We start from the raw sequence: 20119 nt of genomic DNA on the forward strand, positions 1-20119 counted from the left end.
GAAAACGTTCCACTCAAGGCAGGAGGCACACGATCAAAGGGTCTTACTTTTCAGCGTGTTCGCGCAGGGCTTTGAGGGTGTTGAACGGGGCGTCCACCACAAACTTGTTAGCCAACCACGACGGCACGCTGCCACCTGGCTCGGTGTGCACCTGGTAGGTCACTTCGGTCAGGTTGTCGCCTTTAGGCACCAGCTTCCAGTAACCGTCGACCTGGGCCACGCGCACATAGCCTTTGACTTCCGGCTGGTAGGTCGGCACTTCCAACAGCTTGCGGGTCACCGTGCCGTCGGCGGCCTTGGTGGTGGTGATTTCCAGGATCGAGTCACGATCGGTCACCGGGAACGGTGCCTTGAACTGGGTGTAGGTCCAGCTCTTGTCGCCTTCGGTCTTGAGCAGTTTCTGCGACTTGCATTCGTGGATCCAGGAACAGGCCCCCACCACGTCTTCCTGCAACGCCTGGATCTTGGCCACCGGTGCCTTGATGGTGGTCACACCGCGATAAGCCTTGTACTTGGAGCCGGCAATTTCACTCAAGGAGACTTTGATGCCGTCTTCGTCCTTGGCCGTCTGCCAGTCTTCAGCGCGGGCAGCAGTTGCAAACAAAACGGTAAAACCGCACAACACTGCAATTCGTTTCAGTGAACCCATGGTCTTCTTCCTTATTGTTGAAGTTCAGTACTTTGAACAGCCCACTAAGCCGCCGTCATCTGTTCCCACCAGCCGATCAACTTGATCGCTTCTGCCTGGCTGCTGCCACAGACCTCGATATCCGCCTTGAACGAACTGCACACCGCTGGCCGCTCAGGCTGGCCAAACAACTGGCACAGAAGTTCGACCGACAGATGCAGGCAGCGTTCGCCCGCAGGTTTACCGGCAGGCATTCCCGGCAACGCAGAGCTGATGGATGGGGCAATGCAGCAAGCGCCACAGCCTTCACGGCATTTCATGACGAACAGATCCTCGACAACTCAAGTGTTGATGGCCACGTAAGACTACGCCCTTAAACAGACGTTTTAAATTGGCTTAACAGGGGTTTTTCACCGAAAACAAAAGTGACTGACCAGTCTGCGACAGAAGGTCAGGGTTACACATCACGTTTACTCGTCGGGTTTATTGTTTGAACTGGAAATCCAGCGCCGCCCCTTCCACTTCGCGCCGTTCTTCGTTGCGCAGTTGCAGCTGCATTTCGTTGCTGAGCAGGCGCCCGTTGATCTGGAACGCGCTGTTATCGGTGGGCTTTTCGGCAAACATCGGCGGCAGTAACGGCACGTTCTTCGGCTGGGGCATGGTGCCAAGGGGCTGCAGATGGCGAACCATGTTCGACGGCAGGCTCAAATCCAGCTCTGCAGGCGGTAACTGAGTCTTGGCGACTTCGTGGGCTGATTTTGATTTGCTGGCGATAGGCGCACGCTTTTTGGTCGGTGCGGCTTTCTTTGCCGGTGCTTTCTTCGCCACCGGCGCCTTCTTGGCCGGGGCGGCTTTTTTCGCCGGCGCCTTTTGCTGGGTGCTGGCAGCAGGCGCTGTTTCACTGGCAGGCGCCGCCAGGACGGCGCCAGCGTTACACAGGCTTAACACGCAGATCAGCAGCGCAGCAGGAAAGGTATAAGTCATATCGCCAGCAGCATTAACGGCAGAAGGCCATATGCTCGCTTGTTGAGGGCGGCATGACAAGCATGGTAATTAGCCAGCTTCCCGTTATGCCCCCTTTTAGCGCCTCAAAAACCCGCCGCAGTCTCCTGGCACAACTGGCTCGCCAGCATGCCGAGGGTCATTAACGCGCGCTCGGCCTCGCGATTCCAAGGCGTGCCGCAATTCAGGCGAATACAGTGGTTGAACTGTTCCGTATTACTGAAGATCAGCCCCGGTGCAATGCTGATGCCTTGCTGCAAGGCGCGTACGTGCAGTTCCTGGGTATTGACCCGGCCCGGCAAACTGACCCACAAGATAAAGCCGCCGGTCGGACGGGTCATCTGGGTGCCTTCCGGAAAATACTGCTGCACCGCCAACTGGAAGGCGCTGAGGTTCTTGCGGTACTCCTGGCGGATATACCGCAGATGCCGGTCGTAACCGCCGTTTTCCAGGTACGCGGCCGTGCCCATCTGGGTCACGCTGCAGGCCGAATGGGTGCTGAACATTTGCAGGCGCTGGATTTCCTGCTGGTACTTGCCGGCGATCATCCAGCCAATGCGGATACCCGGTGACAACGTCTTGGAGAAGCTGGAGCAATAGATGACCCGGTCCAGGCGGTCGTAGGCTTTCAGGGCCTTGGTGCGGCCCAGCTCGAACATCAGCTCGCCATAGATATCGTCTTCAACCACCTGGATATCGAAATCCGACGCCAGGCGCAGCAACTGTTTCTGCCGCTCTTCGGGCATGGTGCCGCCCAGGGGATTGCTCAGGCGCGTGGTCAGCACCAAGGCCTTGATCGACCATTGGTTGGCGGCCAGTTGCAGGGCTTCCAGGCTCATGCCGGTGGCCGGGTCGCTGGGGATTTCGATGACCTTGAGGCCCAGCAGGTCCGCCAGTTGCAGCAAGCCGTAATAGGTCGGTGATTCGGCGGCGATCAAGTCGCCGGGACGGGTCAGTACCCGCAGCGACATCTGCAACGCATCGACACAGCCGTGGGTGATCACCACTTCGGACGGGTCGACCACCACCCCTGCATCCCGCATGCGGATCGCCACCTGGCGCCGCAGCGGTTCAAACCCCGGGCTGAACATGTAGCTGAACGCCCGTGGGCTCTGGAAACGCGTGACCTTGGCCAGTTGCTGGTGCAACGCACGTACCGGCAGGTAGTCCACACTCGGCACCGCGGCGCCCAGCGGGAACACGCCTTCGCGACGGGACTCCACCAACACTTGTTGAATGATGCTGCTGCGGGTGACCAACCCTGGACGCTCGACCCGGGCGATGTCCGGCGTGGGCGCGGTGAGCGCAGGCGTCTGGTGCACGTAATACCCGGACTGCGGCCGCGCGCGAATCAAGCCCTGGTCTTCCAGGTTCGCGTAGGCCTGTAGCACGGTGGCGTGGCTGACGTTGAGCTGGGAGCTCATTTTGCGCACCGAAGGCACGCGCTCACCCGGTTGATAGACACCTCGGCGGATATCCTCAGCCAGTTGCTGGGCGATACGTTGGTAAAGCAACAGATTGGTCATGACGCAGCACTCGATTTCACGGGTATTTTATTTTTGTGTGAAACATACCGGCACAGTTTAGAAGTGTACGGGGACAGTTGCCACAATAGTCGAGCGCGGGCGGCAGTGATAGAAAAAACTGTAAGGGTGGTGAACTGAATCGCAGGCACAAAAAACCCGATCAGTGACCGGGCCTTTTGAAATGCTTTATCCATAACACCACACATCCATCGTGGGAGCTGTCGAGCTTTAGCGAGGCTGCGATGCAGGCGCTGCAGTCTTACGGGAAGACCGAGGCGATGCTATCGCAGCCTCGCCGGGGCTCGACAGCTCCCGCAGGGCGAGCGTTTCACCCTGAGCGTCTGGTTTTAGCGGGCTGCGCCCAGCTGGCCTTTCTCATCGGAAAACACAATTTCTACCCGGCGGTTCTGCGCCCGGCCACGCTCCGACGCATTGGCTTCAACCGGGTACTGATCGCCGTAGCCTTCCACCTGGATGCGTTTTTCATCGATGCCCAGGTCACTGAGCACATCCGCCACGGATTGAGCGCGGTCCCGGGACAGTTTGAGGTTTTCCGGCTCGCCACCGGTATTGTCGGTGTAACCCTCGATGCGCACTACGCGCTTGGGGTTCAATTGCAGGAACTGTACGACTTTGAGCACCGTGCGGTTGGCCGAGTTTTGCAGCTCTGCCTCGCCGGTGTCGAACAGCACGTCGCCCAAGGTCATCACCAGGCCGCGATCGGTCTGGACAGTGGTCAGGCTGGCGATCTGCGCCTCAAGCCATTTGCCCTGTTGCTGCACGCTGCTCAGCTTGGCTTCCCGCAGGGCCAGTTGCAGACGCTGGCGCTCCAGCTCCAGCTTGACGCCGCGCTCCTGGTTGAGGGCCTGCTCGGTGTGTTCCCGGGCAATCGCGCTGTAGCGCTGGCTCAGGTAGGCGTAATGCGCCACATCGGCACCACTGCCCCAGAAGCTGGAGAAGCGGTCGGCGCGGGCCAGGGACTCGCCGGCGCGAATCACGTCCTTGGGGGCGATACGCAGCACATTCGAATCTTCCTTGACCTTCTGGAAGTCACTGCTCGCCTGTTGCAAGGCGACATTGCTGTCGGGATGAGTCGCGCAACCGCCGAGCACACTGCCCAGCAATGCCACACAGCTCAACCCTCGAATCAACGGGCTCATTGGGCATCTCCCAACTGCAACTGCTTGCGCAAACGGGTGATACGGGTGTTGAGCACATTCAACTGCTCGCGGCTTTTGCGGGTCAGTACCTGGGCTTCCGCCAGGCGGGCGTCCAGCTCGGCTTCTTCAGCCTGCATGCGGGCGTCCTTGTAGGATTGATCGGCCATGTCAGCCTGGGCCTGGGTGAACTTGCCTTCAGCCAGCTTCAGCTCCGGCGAGTCATCGGCGGCGGCGCCCACGGCGTTGGCTTGTTCCAGGGCTTGCTGGGTCAGGCGCATTTGTTCATTCGGCGCAGGATCGGCTGCACATCCCGCCAGAGCTACAACGGCGAGGGCCGCGAAAAGAGGTCGAATAGTCACTGAAAATCCCTACTTTGTTGGGGTGCCGACGGGTTGCTGCAACTGCGCTTTCCAGCGCGCAAGATTGCTCTGCAGCGCGGCTTCCGCCAGACCGGACGCGGGCAATTCTGTCATCTTTTTGGCGAGCTGTCCGCGCAACCACGGATCGTTGCAGGCGGAGTTGTGGGAAATGGCCAGGTACAGGCCCGGCTGGTCGATGGGTATTTCGCGGGCCACCAGGTCGTTGCTCATGCCGAGGGTCTGGGCCATGGCCATACCGGAATAACGCCCGGCGAGCACGTAGTCGACCTCCCCCAGCAGCAGTTTCTGGAACGCCGGGGTCAGGGTGGGCAGGCGTTGCAGGGTCAGTTGCTCACCGGCGAAGGTTTCGAAGTCGCGGCTCAGGCGCGCCCTTTCCGACACTGCACCCTTGTGGCCCTGCAGGTCGCTGGCCTGGCTGTAGGCCAGGGTCGAATCCTTGCGGGTCCAGACCAGGTAATCGGTTTGCACCAGCGCCGGGTGGATGTAGTCCAGGGAGTCCAGGGCGTCGAGGGTCAACGGCGCATCGGCGAGGATGTCCATGCGCCCGCTGCGCACTTCGTCCAGTGCCGCGGCGCGTTTGCCGCCGTACAGCAAGTCGATTTTTACCCCGAGGTCCTTGGCCACTTGCTGCAACAGGTCGGCGGTGGCGCCGATCAAGTGCGTGGGGTCCTGGGGATCACGCCACAGGTAAGGCGGTGCGTCCGGGCTGCCGGTGATCACCAGGCGATCACATTTGCCAGCGGCCTGCGATACCGTCGGCAGCAGTGACAGTCCCAGTAGCAGGGCCCAGAGGCGCAGTTCCATGGCGGGGTTCTCCGTCAGTTATTTGTAGGAGCGAGCTTGCTCGCGAAGGTCGTTAACGATGACGCGGGGTGCCTGGCTTAACGCGGTGCTCTGCGGTTTTTCGCGAGCAAGCTCGCTCCTACAGGATTCATGTGCAAAAAAAAGCCCGGTCAAACGACCGGGCTCTTTATAAGTGAAGCGGCTGGATTAGACCAGCTTCGAAAGCTCTGGTACGGCTTCGAACAAGTCCGCCACCAGGCCGTAATCAGCCACCTGGAAGATCGGTGCTTCTTCGTCCTTGTTGATCGCAACGATCACTTTGGAGTCTTTCATACCGGCCAAGTGCTGGATCGCGCCGGAGATACCGACCGCGATGTACAGCTGTGGCGCAACGATCTTGCCGGTCTGGCCGACCTGCATGTCGTTCGGTACAAAACCTGCGTCGACCGCCGCGCGGGAAGCGCCGACCGCAGCGCCCAGCTTGTCGGCCAGGGCGTACAGGTGTTTGAAGTTGTCACCGTTCTGCATGCCACGGCCGCCGGAAACGACGATCTTGGCAGCGGTCAGCTCAGGGCGGTCAGACTTGGCCAGCTCTTCGCCAACGAAGCTGGAAGTGCCAGCGTCGTGAGCAGCCGCAACCGCCTCAACCGCAGCCGAACCACCTTCGGCAGCCACCGGGTCGAAGCCGGTGGCACGCACGGTGATGACTTTTACCGAAGCAGTGGACTGCACGGTGGCGATGGCGTTACCGGCATAGATCGGGCGCTTGAAGGTGTCGGCGCTTTCGACCGAGATGATCTCGGAGATCTGGTCAACGTCCAGCTGCGCAGCAACCCGCGGCAGGATGTTTTTGCCGTTGGAAGTGGCGGCAGCCAGGATGTGGCTGTAGCCAGCGCCCAGTTCTGCCACCAGCGGGGCAACGTTTTCCGGCAGTTGGTGAGCGTAGGCCGCGTTGTCGGCGACCAGTACTTTGCTCACGCCAGCGATTTTTGCAGCGGCTTCAGCCACGGCGCCGACGTTTTGGCCAGCGACCAGCACGTGGACATCACCACCGATTTTGGCGGCGGCGGCGACGGTGTTCAGGGTGGCCGGGGCCACAACCTTGTTGTCGTGTTCTGCGATTACCAAGATAGTCATGGTTAGATTACCTTCGCTTCGTTTTTCAGTTTCTCGACCAGTTCAGCCACCGACTTGACCTTGATGCCCGCGCTGCGTGCAGCCGGCGCTTCGACTTTTACGGTCTTGTTGGTGGAGGCAGTGGAAACGCCCAAAGCGTCCGGAGTCAGCACTTCGAGAGGCTTCTTCTTGGCTTTCATGATGTTTGGCAGGGACGCATAACGCGGCTCGTTCAAACGCAGGTCGGTGGTGACGATGGCTGGCAGTTTCAGGGAAACGGTTTGCGCGCCGCCGTCGATTTCGCGGGTCACGGCAACTTTGTCGCCGCTCACTTCGACTTTCGACGCGAAGGTGCCCTGGCCGTAACCGGTCAGTGCAGCCAGCATCTGGCCCGTCTGGTTGTTGTCGCTGTCGATGGCTTGTTTGCCGAGGATCACCAGCGATGGCTGTTCCTTGTCGACAACCGCTTTCAACAACTTGGCAACGGCCAGGGACGTCAGCTCTTCAGCGGACTCGACCAGGATGGCACGATCGGCACCCAGCGCCAGGGCGGTACGCAACTGCTCTTGAGCAGTGGTCGGACCGATGGAAACGACGACGATTTCAGTCGCAACGCCTTTCTCTTTCAGGCGTACGGCTTCTTCCACGGCGATTTCGCAGAACGGGTTCATCGACATCTTGACGTTAGCGAGGTCGACGCCGGAATTGTCCGCCTTGACGCGAACTTTCACGTTGTAATCGACAACGCGTTTGACAGCTACAAGAACCTTCATGGATTCCTCGTTACTCTCCGGTGAAAAGAAAGTCGCCTAGGCGAACCTGGCGGTTGATGCTCATCGGCACACAAGGGCACCTCCAAAAACGTCGGCGGATGACCTTGCTCACGGGAAGCGATGACCGTTCGTCAGTGGTGACCGAGAAGTCATTCTTTATCGCAGCGTGTAAACTGCGCGCCATCAGTTGGGCGCGCGTCACCTGTCTTGCTTTTGGACGTGCTCTTGAAACCAGCAGTCTGCCTACGGTAAGCGCAAAACCGACCGTATATTGACCGGAACACCTATTCTGGTCAATACGGCAAAATAGCCAGTCATAAGCCGCGCCTCTTTGATTTACCTAGCCTGCGGGCAATTCAAACAAACGTTTGTATTGGACGCTGAGAGTGGTGTAGATATAATGCGCCACCTAGAGAGAAAGGTGGGTCGCCCCCTGCCCCTTGCATGAGATTTCTGCAGGCATTGCGGGACGAATTACCGAACCTCCACCCATTAGAAAAAAAGCCGTTGAGCCTTGAGTAGGAGATAGCCTGTGGAACGCGAATACATGGAATTCGACGTGGTCATCGTCGGCGCTGGCCCGGCGGGCCTGTCTGCCGCCTGCCGATTGAAGCAGAAGGCCGCCGAAGCCGGTAAGGAAATCAGCGTCTGCGTGGTCGAAAAAGGCTCCGAAGTCGGCGCTCACATCCTGTCCGGTGCCGTGTTTGAACCCCGCGCCCTGAACGAATTGTTCCCGGACTGGAAAGAACTCGGCGCCCCGCTCAACACGCCGGTGGTGCGTGATGACATCTATGTACTGCGTTCCAGCGAAGCGTCCACCAAGGTGCCTGACTTCTTTGTGCCCAAGACCATGCACAACGAAGGCAACTACATTATTTCCCTGGGCAACCTGTGCCGCTGGCTCGCCCAGCAGGCCGAGAACCTCGGCGTTGAAGTCTACCCGGGCTTCGCCGCCCAGGAAGCGCTGTTCGACGAGAACGGCGTGGTGCGCGGCATCATCACCGGCGACCTCGGTGTCGACCGTGAAGGCCATCCAAAAGAAGGCGTCTACACCCCAGGCATGGAACTGCGTGGCAAGTACACGCTGTTTGCCGAAGGTTGCCGCGGGCATATCGGCAAGCAACTGATCCAGCGTTTCAACCTGGACAGCGACGCCGACGCCCAGCACTACGGCATCGGCCTGAAAGAAATCTGGGAAATCGACCCGGCCAAACATCAGCCCGGCCTGGTGGTGCACACCGCCGGCTGGCCGCTGGACATCATGAGCGCCGAGAACACCGGCGGTTCGTTCCTCTATCACCTGGAAAACAACCAGGTGGTCGTGGGTTTGATCGTCGACCTGTCCTACAGCAACACCTTCCTGTCGCCGTTCGACGAGTTCCAGCGCCTCAAGCATCACCCGGTGCTGGCCCAGTACCTGGAAGGCGGCAAGCGCATCAGCTACGGCGCCCGTGCCATCTGCAAAGGCGGCCTGAACTCGCTGCCGAAAATGGTGTTCAAGGGCGGCGCGCTGATCGGTTGCGACCTGGGCACCCTGAACTTCGCCAAGATCAAGGGCAGCCACACCGCCATGAAGTCCGGCATGCTCGCCGCTGACGCCGTGGCCGACCGCCTGTTCGCCGAATCCGAAGGCGGCGACGAACTGACCGCTTACGTCGACAGCTTCAAGAACAGCTGGCTGTACGAAGAACTGTTCGCCAGCCGTAACTTCGGCCCGGCGATGCACAAGTTCGGCCCGATCATCGGCGCCGGCTTCAACTGGTTCGACCAGAACATCCTCGGCGGCAAAATGCCGTTCACCCTGCACGACACCACGCCGGACTACGCCTGCCTGAAGCTGGCCAAAGACAGCAAAAAAATCGCCTACCCGAAACCCGACGGCAAGCTGAGCTTCGACAAGCTGAGCTCGGTGTTCATCTCCGGTACCAACCACGAAGAAGAACAGCCGTGCCACCTGAAGCTGAAAGACCCGAGCATCCCGATCGGCACCAACCTGCCGCTTTACGATGAACCGGCGCAGCGCTACTGCCCGGCCGGTGTGTATGAAGTGATCACCCAGGAAGACGGCGAGAAGCGCTTCCAGATCAACGCCCAGAACTGCGTGCACTGCAAGACCTGTGACATCAAGGACCCTTCGCAGAACATCACGTGGGTAACGCCGGAAGGTGCGGGTGGGCCGACTTACCCGAACATGTAAGGCATTGGCTTGAAAAACGAGGCCCCCAACTGGGGGCCTTTTTTGTGGCCAGAGAAACACCAATCAACTCGGTCAACTGTGGGAGCTGGCTTGCCTGCGATAGCGGTGGCTCAGCAATACATCTGTGGCTGACACACCACTATCGCAGGCAAGCCAGCTCCCACATTTTTAACCGAGTTGTGCCTGTAGGAGTTACGCCGCCCGCTCATCCCCCGGGCTGCGCTCGAAGTAGCGCTTATATTCCCGGCTGAACTGCGACGTACTCTGATACCCCACGCTATGCGCCGCCTGCGCCACGCCCATGCCTTCCACCAGCAGCAACTGCTGGGCCTTGAGCAGCCGCAGGCGCTTGAGGTACTGCACCGGCGACAACAGGGTGCAGCGCTTGAAGTGTTCGTGGAAGGTCGACGCGCTCATGTGCGCATACCCCGCCAGCGTCTCAATATTCAGTGGCTCGGCGTAATGCGCGTGCAGGTGGTTCAACGAGGTCGCCACCCGGGAAAACTGCCCCTGCTGCTCCACCAGTGCCCGCAGCACCTCCGCCTGGGGCCCGCGCAACGCCGTGAACAACAATTCCCGCACCCGCGCCGGGCCCATGATCCGGCTCTCCAGCGGATCGTGCAGGCACTGCAACAGGCGTTCGACACAGCCACGCATGGCGTCATCCAGCACCACCGAACTCATGGACGCCAGCGTCTGCGCCGCCGGCGGTGGCCCGCTCTGAATGCCCATCGCCATCACCAACTCACCCAGCACCACCCGGTCAATGCCGACCGTCACGCCTAAAAGCGGCGCATTGGGCATGGCAAAGGTTTCGCATTCGAAGGGCACCGGCATCGCCTGGATCAGGTAGTGCCCGGCGCCGTATTCCAGGGTGCGCGGGCCCAGGTAGGCGACCTTGCTGCCCTGGGCAACGATCATCAGGCTCGGCTCGTAAATCTGCGGGCCCCGCGCCACGTCGCAACTGGCACGCAAGACCTGCACGCCGGGCAAGTTCGTGGGCGAGAAACCATCACGGGGCGTCAGCGGTTCGATCAGGGCAACCAACGCGGCATTGGCGTCGACATGACGGGTCAACAACATGGCAAAAACTTCGCGAAAAAGGGGATGCAACCATCATCGCAGGTCTGGCGCCACAAGGATCCAATCCTGGGGCACTCCCGGACGAATAGGCATGAGACTCGGAGCAATCGCCATGGCCGCTCCCAGGCACGGCGCGGAGAATGCGCCCCCTCACCTGTCACTGCTCCTGCGAGGTTTCTCCATGTACACCGCCATCGGTTACGCCGCTCAATCGGCCACCACTCCCCTCGCCCCTGTGTCCTTCGAACGCCGCAGCCCTCGCGCTGATGACGTGGCGATCGAAATCCTCTACTGCGGCGTCTGCCACTCCGATATCCACCAGGCCCGCAACGAATGGGGCATCGCCGTGTACCCGCTGATGCCGGGCCACGAGATCGTCGGCAAAGTCACCGCCGTCGGCGCCAGCGTTACCGCACATAAAATCGGCGACCTGGTGGGCGTTGGCTGCATGGTCGACTCGTGCCGCCACTGCGACGCCTGCCACGCGGACCTTGAGCAATACTGCCTCGAAGGCCCGACCATGACCTACGCCACCCCGGACCGGGTCGACGGCAGCAACACCATGGGCGGCTACTCCGACAGCATCGTGGTCAGCGAGCACTTCGTGGTGAAGATCCCGGCCACGCTCGACCTGGCCAGCGCCGCGCCGATCCTCTGCGCCGGCATCACCACCTACTCACCGCTCAAGCACTACGGTGTGAAGGCCGGCGACAAGGTCGGGGTACTGGGCATGGGCGGTTTGGGCCATATGGGCATCAAGTTCGCCAAGGCCATGGGCGCAGAAGTAACGCTGTTCACGCGCTCGGCGAGCAAGGCGGAAGAAGGCCGTCGCCAGGGCGCCGATCACGTGATCGTGTCCACCGATGCTGAACAGATGAAAGCCGCTGCCGGGCACTTCGATTTCCTGCTGGACACCATTCCGGTGCAGCACGACTTGAACCCCTACCTCGACGTGCTGCGCTTTGACGGCGTGCACATCCTGGTGGGTTTGATCGAGCCGGTCGACCCGCCCGTGAATGCCGCCAAGCTGGTGCTGGGCCGCAAAGTGCTGGCCGGTTCGCTGATCGGCGGTATTGCCGAAACCCAGGAAGTCCTGGATTTCTGCGCCGAGCACGGCATCACCTGCGACATTGAAATGCTCGACATCCGCCAGATCAACGAAGCTTACACCCGCATGATTGCCGGTGATGTGAAGTACCGCTTCGTGATCGACATGGCAACCCTGAAGGCCTGATCATGATCGTTCCCAGGCTCTGCGTGGGAACGCATGCTGTGACGCTCTGCGTCACCGTTGCGCAGGGCTCAAGTCCTGCTGGACGCGGAGCGTCCGAAGCGGCATTCCCACGCGGAGCGTGGGAACGATCACGGCCTGGTCAGGCCTTCGCGCCCAACTCCGCTGACAGCCGGGCTGCGACCTGTTTGATCACAGGGATCAGCTCGGCCATTTTTGTAAGCGGCATGTAGGGCACGGTACTGGCGATGCTGATGCCGGCGACGATTCGCCGGCTGGCATCGCGCACCGGTGCCGCCACACAACGGATCGACGGTTCGTTGTCTTCCAGATCGAACGCATAACCGCCCGCCACGTATTCCTGCATGCGCTGCTCAAACTGCGCCCAGGATTGCTCGGGGTGCTGCGGCCACTGCAGGTTTTTCCCGCCCGCCGGCAAGCTGACCTGATACAGGCGCTGCCACTCCTCGACCGTGTCATCCAGCAGCAACGCCTTGCCGATCCCGGTGCGCGCCAGCGGCATGCGATGGCCTACGCGCGAGCGCATTTCCGGGCCGTTGCGGCCAGGGTTCTTATGCAGGTACAGCACGTCGTCGTATTCGCGGATGGCCAGGTGGATGGTGTCGCCGGTGAGGGCCGACAGTTCGTCCAGATAAGGCACCGCCAGGCTCACCAAAGGCAATTCTTCGCGGGCCTGGAAACCCAGCTCGATCAATTTGGGGCCCAGCAGGTAGCCCACTTGCGGCACCACGCGCAGGTAGCGTTCTTCCACCAGGCAACTGGCCAGGCGGTGGGTGGTGCTGCGGGTGGTGCCGATGCGCTTGGCAATCTCCTTGAGATCCCGCGCGCCAGCCGCCACGGCCTGCACCACGCCCAGGCCACGCAGCAGGGTCTGGGTGCCGGTGGGCGCGGCTTCTTTGACGGGAGTTGGGGCGTTTTCCTGCATATCGGGCCTATTGGGAAGTACGAAAACGGCGCCATTATGGGCGGTCACGACGGTTGTGACGAGGGAGCTTGCTCCCGCTGGGGCGCGAAGCGGCCCTGAAACAGGCAACCGCATTTTGACTGGATGAATGAGGTGTTTGCTATTGGGGCTGCTACGCAGCCCAGCGGGAGCAAGCTCCCTCGCCACAGCAAGCCCTCTCGCCACAAAAAGCCTGCTTACCACAAAGAACCGGCTGCCCTTTAACGCTGTTTCATGCGGTCGATAATGACCGCCAACAACAGGATCGACCCACGAATCACGTATTGGTAGAAGGTGTCGATGTTCTTCAGGTTCATCGCGTTCTCGATGATTGCCAGAATCAGAACCCCGGCAATCACATGCCGGATCATCCCGATCCCGCCGCTCAGCGACACCCCACCCAGCACGCACGCCGAGATCACTGTCAGCTCGAACCCCTGGCCAATCATCGGTTGCCCCGAGGTCATCCGCGACGCCAGGATCACCCCGGCCAACGCGCCAATCACCCCGTGCACGGCAAAGATGATGATCTTGGTCCGGTCAACGTTCACCCCGGCCAACAACGCCGCTTCCTGGTTGCCACCGATGGCCATGGTGTTGCGCCCGTAGGTGGTGTAGTTCAACAACCAGCCAAAAAACACAAAGCACAGCACAGTGATGACGATCGGCACCGGCACGCCAAACAGCTGGCCGTTGCCGAAGACGAAGAAGCTTTCGTCCATCACGCCAACCGCCTTGCCATTGGAGAAGATATACGCCAGCCCACGCACGATCTGCATCGTCGCCAGCGTCGTGATCAACGCGTTGATCCGCAGCTTGGCGATCACGATGCCGTTGATCAGCCCCACCACCAGGCCCATGGCCAATGCCGCCGACACGCCGAAGAACACGCTGTCGGTGTCGCGAATCACGATCCCCGCCACCACGCCCGAACAGGCGATCACCGAGCCCACCGACAGGTCAAAGTGCCCCGACGCCAGGCAAAACAGCATGGTGCAGGCCGCGATGCCCACGGTGGAAATCGCCAGCCCCAGGCCGCGCATGTTCAGCGGCGAAAGGAAGTTGTCGATGAAAATGGCACTGAGCACAAAGATGCTCAAGGCCGCCAGCAGCATGACCCAATCATCGAGAAACTTGCGCTGGTTGAACCCCGGCCAGAAGCTTCTTGCGGTTTTTACCTGTGACATACCCACCTCGTATTCTTCAGTCCCGCGTACGCGGAAGAGCCAGTTGCAGCAGCCGTGCTTCGTCCGCTTGATCGCGGGTCAATTCGCCTGTCAGGGCGCCTTCGCTCATCACCAGGATGCGGTCGGAGATGCCCATCACTTCCATCAGGTCGCTGGACACCACAATCACCGCAATGCCACTGGCTGCCAGGTTGTGGATGATCTGGTAGATCTCCGACTTGGCACCGATATCGATGCCGCGAGTCGGCTCGTCCAGCAGCAACACTTTCATCGGCATCGACAGCCAGCGACCCAGGATCGCCTTCTGCTGATTGCCGCCCGACAGGTACAAAATCGGTTGATCGGCAGACGGTGTGCGCACGTTCAGCGCGCTGATCTGGCGCTGGGCGTTGCTGCGTTCCCAGCCGCCCTGGATCAGCCAGCCGAAGCGGGCGTGATCGCGGCGCGCACTGATGTTGATGTTCTCCGCCACACTGGCACGGGGCACGATGCCTTCCTTCTTGCGGTCCTCGGGGCAGAGCAACACCCCCGCCGCAATCGCATCCCGCGGTGACTTGAACGTCTGCGCCTGGCCATGCAACACCAATTCACCCTGGGTGCTGCGCGACAGCCCGGCGAGCAAACGCAACAGCTCCGTGCGCCCCGCCCCGACCAAGCCGAACAGCCCGAGAATCTCGCCCTTGTTCACCTGCAGACTCACCGGTTCCTGCAACCCCGGCCCCAGCAAACCGTCCACCCGCAGCGCTTCACCGAAGTGCTCCCGCGGGCGGTAGTCGTAGATGTCCTGGATGTCGCGCCCAACCATGCAGTTAACCAGTTGATCGACGTTCAGCTGCTGCATGTCTTCGAACGTGCGCACGAAGCGCCCGTCCTTGAACACCGTCACGGCATCGCAAATCCGGAACACTTCTTCCATGCGATGGGACACGTACAGGATCACCCGGCCTTCATCCCGCAACCGGGCGATGATCACCATCAGCCGCTCGATCTCACGGGCCGAGAGGCTGCTGGTGGGTTCATCAAACGCAATCACATGGGCGTTGCGCGACATGGCCTTGGCGATTTCCACCAGTTGCCGCTGGCCGAGGGACAGGCTGCCCAGGCGCATGTTCGGATCGATTTCATCCGCCAGGCCCTTGAGCAGTTCCCGCGCCTTGCGCACCATCGCACCACGATTGACCACACCAAAGCGCGAGGGCATATGCCCCAGCAGTAGGTTTTCGGCAACGGTCATTTCCGGCACCAGTTGCAGCTCCTGGTGAATCACCGCGATGCCGCTGGCGATGCTGTCGGCCGCCGATTTGAAACTGACGCTGCGTTCGCCCAACTGCAAACTGCCGCTGTTGGGCGGGTAAAAACCGCCGAGGATTTTCAGCAAGGTCGACTTGCCCGCGCCGTTCTCGCCCATCAGCGCATGCACCGTGTGGGGCCGCGCTTCAAAGCTGATCTGCGCCAGGGCTTTCACCCCGGGAAACTCCTTGCCGATGCCGTTGAAGCGCAGGCTCTCTGCGGCGGCGCTGTTCATTTCCACAGACCGATCTTGCTCAACTCTTCCTTGAAGTTGGCGCGGGTGATCAGGGTCACGTTATCCAGTGCGGTGAACTTGGCGGGTTCGACGCCTTTGGTGACCCACTCGAACATCGAGGTGGCGGTTTTATAGCCGGAGGCGTCGGGGCTGAGCAGCATCGAGCCGTAGAAACCGGTGTCCGACTTCTTCAGTTCTTCGATGGCGTCGGTACCGTTGATGCCCACACCGATGACATTCGATGCCTTGAAGCCGGCGCTTTCGGTGGCGCGCACGCCGCCCAGCACAGTGCTGTCGTTCATGCCGCCAATCAGCAGGTTTTTCGCGCCGCTGGGCAGTTTCACCAGGGCCGAATTGGTGGAGTCCATGGCGCCCGGCACGTCGAGGGTTTTCTGTGCGGTGAACAGGATGTGGTCTACCGGCAGGCCGGCGGCCTTGAGGCCTTCTACCGAACCGTCGGTGCGTTTCTTGCCGGTTTCCAGCTCGTCAAAGGTATTGATGACGGCGTAGGTTTCTTTCCAGTCCCAGTTGCGATGCTTGGCTTCGGTGGCCATGGCCTCGCCTTGTTTCTGGCCGATCTTGTAGGCGTCCAGGCCGACGTAAGGCACGTCTTCCATGGGCTTGCCCTTGGCGTCGACGAAGCGGTCGTCCACCGCCAGCACTTTCAGGTTATTGAGCTTGGCCTTGGCCATGATGGCCGGGCCGAGGGACACGTCCGGCGGGCAGATCACGAAGCCCTTGGCGCCGTTGGCGGCCAGGGTGTCGATGGCGGACAGGGTTTTCTCGCCATCGGGCACGGCGATCTTGATCACGGTGAAACCATGGTCCTTGCCGGCTTTTTCGGCGAAGGCCCATTCGGTCTGGAACCAGGGTTCTTCGGCTTGCTTGACCAGGAAGCCGATCTTGACTTCCTCAGCGAATGCGAGGGTGCTGAGACTGCTGAGCGCAACGGCGACCGCAAGGGTGCGCACTGTCTTCTTGAACATAAACCACCTCTTGTTGTTATTGGAAAGTTGTTCGGTTTAATCGTGGTACATCACCGACCGCCCGCCATCGATCATCAGGCAGGTGGCATTGATAAAGGGCGCCTCGTCGGTCGCCAGAAACAGTGCACTCATCGCCACTTCGATCGGCTGGCCGATGCGCTTGGGCGGGTGCAGGTCGAAGGCGCGCTGACGCTCGGCATGCGGGTCGGCAAAGCCGTTCCAGTAATCGACGTTGAGTTGGGTTTCGATATAACCCGGCGCGATGGCATTCACGCGGATGCCCTTGGGCGCGTATTCGATGCCCAGGGCACGGGTCAGCCCCAGCAGGCCGTGCTTGGCCACCGGGTACGGGAAACAGCCGGGAATAATGTGGCTGGAATGGGTGGAGGCAATGTTGATGATGTTGCCGATGCCCTGCTCGATCATGTGTGGCAACACGGTGCGGCAGCCGTACCAGGCGCCGTCGAGGTCGATGGCGAAGCAGCGGCGCCAGTCTTCGTCGGTCATTTCCAGCGGGTCGCGGAACACGTTCACGCCAGCGCAGTTGACCAGCACATCGACGCGGCCAAAGCGTTCGATGGCCACGTCCACCAGGGCACGCCATTGGTCCTTGGAGGTGATGTCGACGGCTTGTGCGTAGATCTGGGCGCCGCGTTCGCGCCAATGGGCCGCGACTTTCTCGACTTTCTCGCCCTGGATATCACCAATCACCAGGCGCGCCTGCTGGGCCTGGAAACAAGCGACGATGGCTTCGCCAATGCCTTGGGCAGCGCCGGTGATGACCACGACTTTGTCCTTCAGTCGCTCGCCGTAAGTCGGCTCGGGCACCGGAGGTAACGACAACGGTTGTGCCTGCATCGCTTCACCTGTTTTGTTTTTGGTAGTGAGTGCTGATGCGCAAGACTATAAACCCAGAAACCGGAACATCTCAATATATAAATTATCATCCCATATAGTGAGCAAAACCATAAAAAAACCGGCTGTGGCAGCCGGCCTTTTTTTGCGCCTTTAACCCTGGGCAAAATCCCTCAGGGCGTCGCCTTCCATGCGGTAGCGTACCCACTCTTCCTGGGGTTGGGCGCCGATGGATTTGTAGAACGCAATCGCCGGCTCGTTCCAGTCCAGCACACTCCACTCGAAACGCCCGCAGCCGTTGTCACAGGCGATTTTTGCCAGGTGGCGCAGCAACTTCTTGCCTGCCCCGCCGCCGCGCTGTTCGGGGTTGATGTACAAGTCTTCGAGGTACAGGCAGTTGCTGCCCAGCCAGGTGGAATAGCTGAAAAAGAACACCGCAAAGCCGATCGGCAACCCATCCCGCAGGCAGATCAAGCCGTGGGCCGTGGCGCCTTCGCTGAACAGGCTGCGCTCGATGTCCACCACGCTGGCGATCACTTCGTGGCGGGCTTTTTCGTAGTCGGCAAGCTCAGTGATGAAGGCCAGGATCTGCGCAGCATCGCTGGGCACGGCGGGGCGAATCTCGATGGTCATGGACGGGCCTTGTCAGGGAAAGAAAGCACACATACTAAGGCGCTTTAATGACCGATTGCAGTGCAATTTGATTCGCGGCTAACCTGCAGGCCATCCCCGTTGAGAATCCCCATGCCCTTCACGCCACTGACCGACCTCGCCGCGACTTTATTGCCCCACGCCCTTGAGCCTTCGGAAGACGGCGCCCACGACCTGTCCCATTTGCAGCGGGTGTGGCACAACGTGCGGTCCATCCAGGCCGAGGAAGGTGGCGACCTGGAGGTGTTGTTGGCGGCCGTGTTGCTGCATGACTGTGTGGCGGTGGAGAAGAATTCGCCGTTGCGCGCCAAGGCGTCGCAACTGGCAGCGGACAAGGCCGGGGAGATTTTACAGGGGTTGGCGTGGCGGCCCGAGACGATTGCAGCGGTGACGCACGCCATCGCGACTCACAGCTTTTCGGCAGGCCTGACGCCGGTGACGCTTGAAGCAAAGATCATGCAGGATGCCGACCGTTTGGATTCCCTCGGCATGATCGGCGTGGCCCGCACGTTTTACATCGCCGGGCGCATGGGCAGTGCGCTTTATGACCCGGCTGATCCAACGGCACAGCATCGCGAGTACGACGACAAGCGCTTCTGCCTCGATCACTTCCAGACCAAGCTGCTGCATCTGGCGGATGGGTTTCAGACCGCAACCGGGCAACGCATGGCACGGGATCGGCACGAGCGGCTGAAGGGATTCATGGACCTGTTCATCGAAGAAATCGGCACGCCATACTCCGCTGCGGGCTAACGCAAGAACCGCGAACCACAGAACAAACCCTCGGGCCGTGCATGGTAAAAAGTTGGCCATACATCCAACAGACGCAAGGCACCTCCATGCACGCCTCTCCTGTGGTTGGCGGAAAACTGTTCGCCCTTTTCTGCCTCGCCAGCTACTTGCTTTCCTTGTCCTACGGTTCGACGTTTTTACTCTCGCTGCTGATCCATTCCCGCGGCGGCAACGAACACGACGCCGGCAGCGTGATCTCCATGGCCATGCTCAGCACCTTTGTGGCGGTGCTGGTTTCCGGGCACCTGGCTGACCTGCTGGGGGCCGCCCGGTCGATCGCCCTGCTCGGCGTATTGCTGGTGGTGGCGTGCCTGGGCTTTGCGTTGGCGCCGGGGTTTGGCGAGGGGTTGATGTTCTTTGGCCTGTCACTGGGATTGGGCTGGGGGGTGTTCTACACGCTGGGGCCGATCATCGTGACGATGCTGGTGGAGCCGGCCCAACGTACCCAGTATTTCGCCCTGCTGTCGGGCAGCATGATGACCGGGATCGGTTCCGGGCCGCTGCTCGGTCGGGCGACGAGTGCCCTGGAGTTTCCGCTGACGGCCGCGTTCCATATCGCCGCGCTGGCGAGCCTGGTGGGCGTGGTGATTTTCTGGCGGCTGGGTGTCGCGCTCAGCCAGCACACCGCACCGGCGTCGAAAATTTCCTGGGGGGCCACGCGCAAGGTGCTGTCGTCGAGGGCGGTGTTCGCGATCATCATGGTGGGCCTCGGCGGGTGCGTGTTTGGCGGGCTGTCGAGTTTCCAGACCAGCTACGCGGCGCTGCACGGGCTGGACTATTCGTTGTTCTTCCTGGGCTTTATGAGCGCGGCGATTACCAGCCGCCTGCTGATCGCCAGCTTCGTGGTCAAGCGTGATCCGTATTGGGCGGCGTGTGTGTTGTCCGGGTTGATGCTGGTGTCGATTTTCCTGTTCGGGTTCAAGGTCAGCGGCAACTTCAGCTACCTGCTGGCGGCCGTCACCCTGGGCGTCGGTTATGGCCTGACGTATTCGGTGATCAATGGTCTGGCGGCCAATGAGGCACCTGCGGGCACCCTGTCCCAGGCGTTGCTGTTGTTCAGCCTGGCGTACTTTATCGGGGTGTTTGGCTTCCCGTTGCTGGCGGGCAAGGTCATCGTCGAATACGGCATGCCCACCCTGTTGATGAGCGTGCTGGCGGTGGCATTGCTCAATTGGCTGATCACGGTGGCGCGACTGGTCTGGCGCCGGATCTCGTCACACAAAATCTTACAAGCGACCTAAGACCGTTCGTCGGTATCGAGGCACGAATCGCAAACGGGG

General features: G+C 60.8%; 20 protein-coding genes. 4 read left to right on the plus strand and 16 right to left on the minus strand.

Translation table 11 applies throughout. The features are described from left to right. Positions 1-43: 43 nt before the first annotated feature. The 9 genes from HX855_RS13650 to HX855_RS13690 all read right to left on the minus strand — a co-directional run bounded on the left by HX855_RS13650 (position 44) and on the right by HX855_RS13690 (position 7368). Positions 44-649 (minus strand): START domain-containing protein, encoded by a 606-nt coding sequence (locus HX855_RS13650; RefSeq protein ID WP_177083862.1) that lies wholly within the window; start codon positions 647-649, stop codon positions 44-46. A gap of 44 nt (positions 650-693) precedes the next feature. Next, a complete protein-coding gene (locus HX855_RS13655) occupies positions 694-948 on the minus strand; it encodes a YkgJ family cysteine cluster protein (protein ID WP_177083860.1) in 255 nt (84 codons plus the stop codon). Between the two features lie 163 nt (positions 949-1111). Beyond that, a complete protein-coding gene (locus HX855_RS13660) occupies positions 1112-1612 on the minus strand; it encodes a hypothetical protein (protein ID WP_010165948.1) in 501 nt (166 codons plus the stop codon). 104 nt (positions 1613-1716) lie between these two features. After that, positions 1717-3156, minus strand: a complete 1440-nt coding sequence (locus HX855_RS13665) for a PLP-dependent aminotransferase family protein (protein ID WP_008434911.1) — start codon at positions 3154-3156, stop codon at positions 1717-1719. 347 nt (positions 3157-3503) lie between these two features. Further along, a complete protein-coding gene (locus HX855_RS13670; protein ID WP_177083858.1) occupies positions 3504-4316 on the minus strand; it encodes an OmpA family protein in 813 nt (270 codons plus the stop codon). Continuing rightward, positions 4313-4675, minus strand: a complete 363-nt coding sequence (locus tag HX855_RS13675) for a DUF4398 domain-containing protein (protein WP_177083856.1) — start codon at positions 4673-4675, stop codon at positions 4313-4315. Before HX855_RS13675 ends, HX855_RS13670 begins: the two co-directional genes overlap by 4 nt. A gap of 9 nt (positions 4676-4684) precedes the next feature. After that, positions 4685-5500, minus strand: coding sequence for an ABC transporter substrate-binding protein (locus HX855_RS13680; RefSeq protein ID WP_177083854.1), 816 nt, complete (start codon positions 5498-5500; stop codon positions 4685-4687). Positions 5501-5686: 186 nt separating this feature from the next. Next, positions 5687-6616 carry an electron transfer flavoprotein subunit alpha/FixB family protein gene (locus HX855_RS13685; RefSeq protein ID WP_177083852.1) on the minus strand — a complete coding sequence of 310 codons (930 nt, stop codon included), beginning with the start codon at positions 6614-6616 and terminating at the stop codon, positions 5687-5689. A 2-nt stretch (positions 6617-6618) separates the two neighbouring features. Continuing rightward, positions 6619-7368 carry an electron transfer flavoprotein subunit beta/FixA family protein gene (locus HX855_RS13690; RefSeq protein ID WP_004371224.1) on the minus strand — a complete coding sequence of 250 codons (750 nt, stop codon included), beginning with the start codon at positions 7366-7368 and terminating at the stop codon, positions 6619-6621. A gap of 532 nt (positions 7369-7900) precedes the next feature. Between HX855_RS13690 and HX855_RS13695 the strand changes: the two genes are divergently transcribed. Then, positions 7901-9565 (plus strand): electron transfer flavoprotein-ubiquinone oxidoreductase, encoded by a 1665-nt coding sequence (locus HX855_RS13695; protein ID WP_177083850.1) that lies wholly within the window; start codon positions 7901-7903, stop codon positions 9563-9565. Between the two features lie 192 nt (positions 9566-9757). On the opposite strand, the gene HX855_RS13700 is transcribed toward HX855_RS13695, so the two are convergent. After that, positions 9758-10648, minus strand: coding sequence for an AraC family transcriptional regulator (locus HX855_RS13700; RefSeq protein ID WP_177083848.1), 891 nt, complete (start codon positions 10646-10648; stop codon positions 9758-9760). 181 nt (positions 10649-10829) lie between these two features. Between HX855_RS13700 and HX855_RS13705 the strand changes: the two genes are divergently transcribed. After that, positions 10830-11882, plus strand: a complete 1053-nt coding sequence (locus HX855_RS13705) for an NAD(P)-dependent alcohol dehydrogenase (RefSeq protein ID WP_177083846.1) — start codon at positions 10830-10832, stop codon at positions 11880-11882. Positions 11883-12021: 139 nt separating this feature from the next. Here the strand turns inward: HX855_RS13705 and HX855_RS13710 are convergent, their stop codons facing one another. The 6 genes from HX855_RS13710 to HX855_RS13735 form a co-directional block, all read right to left on the minus strand. After that, entirely contained in the window at positions 12022-12825 is an 804-nt protein-coding gene (locus tag HX855_RS13710; RefSeq protein WP_177083844.1) for an IclR family transcriptional regulator, read from the minus strand. A gap of 239 nt (positions 12826-13064) precedes the next feature. Continuing rightward, positions 13065-14030, minus strand: coding sequence for an L-arabinose ABC transporter permease AraH (gene araH / locus HX855_RS13715; RefSeq protein WP_177083842.1), 966 nt, complete (start codon positions 14028-14030; stop codon positions 13065-13067). A 16-nt stretch (positions 14031-14046) separates the two neighbouring features. After that, positions 14047-15555, minus strand: a complete 1509-nt coding sequence (gene araG / locus HX855_RS13720; RefSeq protein WP_177083840.1) for an L-arabinose ABC transporter ATP-binding protein AraG — start codon at positions 15553-15555, stop codon at positions 14047-14049. Beyond that, a complete protein-coding gene (locus tag HX855_RS13725; RefSeq protein WP_177083838.1) occupies positions 15552-16541 on the minus strand; it encodes a substrate-binding domain-containing protein in 990 nt (329 codons plus the stop codon). Before HX855_RS13725 ends, araG begins: the two co-directional genes overlap by 4 nt. 36 nt (positions 16542-16577) lie before the next feature. Next, the gene (locus HX855_RS13730; protein WP_177083837.1) at positions 16578-17399 is read right to left on the minus strand and encodes an SDR family oxidoreductase; all 822 of its coding nucleotides are present in this window, start codon (positions 17397-17399) and stop codon (positions 16578-16580) included. 150 nt (positions 17400-17549) lie between these two features. Next, positions 17550-18029, minus strand: a complete 480-nt coding sequence (locus tag HX855_RS13735; protein WP_010165922.1) for a GNAT family N-acetyltransferase — start codon at positions 18027-18029, stop codon at positions 17550-17552. A 111-nt stretch (positions 18030-18140) separates the two neighbouring features. On the opposite strand from HX855_RS13735, the gene HX855_RS13740 reads away from it, so the two are divergent. Both HX855_RS13740 and HX855_RS13745 read left to right on the plus strand, forming a co-directional pair. Next, on the plus strand, positions 18141-18800 hold the full coding sequence (locus HX855_RS13740) for an HD domain-containing protein (RefSeq protein WP_177083836.1): 660 nt from the start codon (positions 18141-18143) through the stop codon (positions 18798-18800). 86 nt (positions 18801-18886) lie between these two features. Then, complete coding sequence (locus tag HX855_RS13745; protein ID WP_177083835.1) at positions 18887-20080, plus strand: MFS transporter; 1194 nt, start codon at positions 18887-18889, stop codon at positions 20078-20080. The last annotated feature ends 39 nt before the right edge of the window (positions 20081-20119 follow it).

Source organism: Pseudomonas sp. IPO3778 (genome assembly GCF_013386825.1).
In the GTDB taxonomy this organism is placed as follows: Bacteria; Pseudomonadota; Gammaproteobacteria; order Pseudomonadales; family Pseudomonadaceae; genus Aquipseudomonas.